This window comes from Bradyrhizobium sp. P5_C12 (genome assembly GCF_054049735.1).
This window is the reverse complement of the sequence record NZ_JBFULU010000109.1, coordinates 1-3603: the sequence shown is the minus strand read 5'-3', so window position 1 is coordinate 3603 and position 3603 is coordinate 1. Positions and strand designations below refer to the sequence as shown.

Below are 3603 nucleotides of genomic sequence, written 5' to 3'. Positions count from 1 at the left end.
GAGGTAAGCGAAGGTGAGGTTGAAGCCGCGAGCCGAGAAGGAAAGGGCACAAGCTACTGGGCCGGATTTGTTGCTGAGAAACTGACCCAGCAGACCACTTCTGGCATTCGTACCGATGTCGGCACAATCAAAGAGACGATCGTCTCCATTGTGCGCAAGAGGTTCGGTGCCGACACCGAATCGAGGCCCACCGGAAAAGCATTGACGCAAGTCCTCAATGACGCTTTCGCCGTCGCCGCTGTGAATGCCCACGGACTTTCGATCGGCGCAACCGACATCGATATCCTGAAGAGCTGGGGATCGCAGCTCCGCGTTCTTGATCAATCACGATACGTAACGGGCTTCACTGGCTTTAACTTGATCTGGCTTGCCGCGGATGTGCAACCGGGCCCTCCAGTTTTGATCCGCCGCCGCGACCTTCGTCAACACGAGCTTGAGATCGCGAAGGCCATCGTGGAGACGTACAGGGCTCAGTCGGAATTGGCTGACACAACCCTCTCTGCTCCTTATCTCCCAATCTACAAGGTGCGCGCGGATGTGGCGTACCGGAACCGCGTTACGCGAGCTCTGGTAGATCTCGTTATCGAGCGTCTATCTGATGGCGCGGTGACGGAAGTCCCTGTCGAGGTCCGCCTACATCTCGGCACAACGCATCAGCCCGCTTCCGAGCCACTGTACAGACGTGGCGGAACGAGGCGCTACGAACTTACTATTCACCCGAAGTCGAACTGAGGAGGCGAACATGCCCGTCGACGTTTTTGATCATATGGAAGAAGCCTGGAAACTGGATCGCAATCCCTTCCCGCCCGACGCAATCCGTCGTCAAAATGCAGAACAGCCTTACAGTCCTGATGTCTTTTCTGAGGAAGAGAACACCTTCCGGCGGAAGTTCATCCGCGCCGGTGTTCGTGGCGGTCCAGCCATCGGATTCCTGTGGTCGCAGGGCCAGCGGGCTGATACCGGTTTTGGCAAGACGACGCTGATGCAAGAGATGGTGAAGGAGATCAATACCGATCTCGGAAAGACAACGCTTGAAAAGGCGGGAGCGAAGAAGCCTCCGTACCCGGCAATTGCGGCGGCCTTTTCCAACCTGAACAACTTGAATGCGGCCGGGCTTTACCCTGTATTGTTCAACGCCGCTATCGACCTTGCCACTCCTGTCGAGTCCGGCACGGAGAGCTTATTCGACATCACGCGGAAGCGTATCGCCACACAAATCGGGAGCGATGATGCCAGTGAGATCGCAGCACGCATCCGGCAAGCGTGGGCAGCAATCGGCGGGACCAGTGCACCGTTACGACCGGAACTAATCAATGCTTTTGCAAGCGGCGGCGGTACAGCACTCCGAAATGAACTAGCCGCTGTTTCGGCAACGGCTCGCCTTCGCAATGGGCTGCAGTATCTCGATTTTGCTTTGGCCGCGCTTGCAGCGGCCAGCATCGACCATCTCTTCCTCATGATCGACCAACTCGAAGACCTTGCCACGACCCGATCAGTCACGGCCCCTAAGCGCTCGCGAGAGATCGGGAGGATCCGTGACCTGCTCGAAAGCGCTCCTTACGCTACGCGCCTCCACATGATTTTCACCTTTCACAGCCGCGCCGCCCAGGTATTGGACCGCTTCTGGGAAGAGAATCGCCTCCCACCGTTTGAGGTCTCTCCGAGTAATACCGCAGCCGTCGTGGTGCTTGGTGGGCTGAAGGACAACGATCAAGTCCAGGAACTCTTGCGCGTATATCTACAGGATGCGCGTGCCGAACCAGTCGAAGACGACCTTCTGCCATTCGAGTTGGGCGCAGTCGAAGTGCTGCGTGATGTCTCGGACGGGCGACCCGGCATTCTACTTAGCCGCGCGTACGAACTTCTAAATGCAGCCGCCGAGCAGGCGCTGCCGACCATCTCTGGCACATTTGCGCGTCAATACTTCGAAGGCCATGCGGCCGGAGCAGATAACGACGATGGCAGGGTGTCGGCTCACGTCGGCGACGATGACATCGACGATCTCCTCCTCGGTCATCGGTAAGGGAGCAACGGCTTTGTCGCGCGCCCTTGATCTGCTGGCTGACTTCACGCTTGATGCATGGCTGATGGCGAAATTTGCGCCTCGGCTCGGCGTAAAGCTCGACGGCAGAACTTGGGAACGTAGTGTCGCAGGCCTTCTCTATCGTCCCGGCTTCAGCCGCAGGCAAGGACCAGGTAGCTTACGGCTGTTCAACCTGCCCTCGGCATCGGGCGCGAGCCACGAGATCGATGGTGCGGCAAGCAGTAGGGCCGGTTCTATCGTTCTCGAGTGCAAAGCTACTAGCGCCGGCATCACCAAAGCTGACGTGGCGCTATTCCATTTTAAAGTCATGGATTTTTACAAGCGGGCTGTTGTCACCGCGTCGCGGGAAAAATGGTGGTGCACAATGTGCGGCACAAGTCGGACCGATCCTTCTGCACGCGCCGCAGCGCTCAGCGTGGGACTATTTATATGTGATCCGGACCGGTTGCCCTTGCCGGTCCTTCTTCGCGCGGCAAGCAGACCCTCGGCAGATATGCACGTTCCAGACACTCTTCTCCAAGAGATCGTAAGGCTCGGCGAGCGCGCTCTTCGACCGCAGCAGCTTCAATGGCCGTACCACGCACATGCTGGCGAGATCGTCTCCAGGCCCAGCGAATGGACCCATTCGGAGACTGCTGATCTAATGTGGCTTGAAGACGAGCTTAGCTCCTCTCTTCTTGAACTCTACGAACGGCGCCGACCGGGCGTCCTTCAAAACCGTGCCGAGAACTTAATCTTCTACGCAAGGAAAGTGGCGTAATCAAACGAGGGGGGATAACGATGCGAGAATTGACGCGCACACAGGCGACAACCGAAATCCARATTCTTGACAGAATCAGCGATGGCCTTCGCGACGCCCTGCGCCAGAATTATGACGATCTCCGCGCAAATAGCCCCGCCGTTACTCGCAGCGGAGGAGACATCGAGTTCGCCGCCAAACTGCACAATATCAGACTGAGTCTTAATGAGGCTCTGGAAGAGGTCGGCCGACGCGGTTATGGCCGCGTCATTTTTGTTCGGCAAGAAGACGACGCCGGCAACGTCGTGAAAAACGGCGTCTATCGAGTGTCGCAAGCAAACGCGAGCCTTCCTGAAGCATCTATTATCGCACGAAACAGTCCCCTGGGCAGTCAGATTGCGTCATGCCGTGTGGGAGAAGAACTTGACGTTAAGCTGCCCGGGGGGGAGCGCTATTTTGTTGTGACCTCGCTGGTTGACATTGAGGGCGCGGTTCAGCTGCTACGGCCCAACCCGGACATCAAACTTGCGCGATTTCAAGTTGCCGGCGATTCCGTAGTCGACATCATTCGGGGAGTGCGCGCATTCCTCGAACCCCCATCGGCGCCGGCCCGCTTGCCCAACGAGCAATCAGTTCGGGAAGCGCGCGGCCTAGTGCCATCCAAACCCGCAACTGAGGCTGAGCGTGGCACATCCGATACCTGCTGGCCGTCCGATTGGTCCATGGTTATCTTCGCCGACGAGCCAGACGCGGCGCTTGGCTCACAATTCTTTACCCGAACAACACGCGAGCAGGAGGATGCTATACGCACCGTTCGCGG

At 57.9% G+C, this 3603-nt stretch carries 4 protein-coding genes; all 4 read left to right on the top strand.

Going from position 1 to position 3603, the window contains the following annotated elements; translation table 11 throughout:
* Positions 1-732 (top strand): hypothetical protein (locus tag ACXJMY_RS37715; RefSeq protein ID WP_456624419.1); only part of this gene is annotated, 732 nt, incomplete at its 5' end.
* 10 nt (positions 733-742) lie between these two features.
* A complete protein-coding gene (locus ACXJMY_RS37710; RefSeq protein ID WP_456624418.1) occupies positions 743-2023 on the top strand; it encodes a hypothetical protein in 1281 nt (426 codons plus the stop codon).
* On the top strand, positions 1989-2804 hold the full coding sequence (locus ACXJMY_RS37705; protein WP_456624417.1) for a hypothetical protein: 816 nt from the start codon (positions 1989-1991) through the stop codon (positions 2802-2804). The genes ACXJMY_RS37710 and ACXJMY_RS37705 overlap by 35 nt, the downstream gene beginning before the upstream one ends.
* 20 nt (positions 2805-2824) lie before the next feature.
* A partial coding sequence (locus ACXJMY_RS37700; RefSeq protein WP_456624416.1) for a hypothetical protein occupies positions 2825-3603 on the top strand: 779 nt, incomplete at its 3' end.

Excerpts from the sequence above, each read along its gene's own strand:
- ACXJMY_RS37710 (WP_456624418.1), top strand. The coding sequence starts at position 743 with ATGCCCGTCGACGTTTTTGATCATATGGAAGAAGCCTGGAAACTGGAT.
- ACXJMY_RS37705 (WP_456624417.1), top strand. The coding sequence starts at position 1,989 with ATGACATCGACGATCTCCTCCTCGGTCATCGGTAAGGGAGCAACGGCT.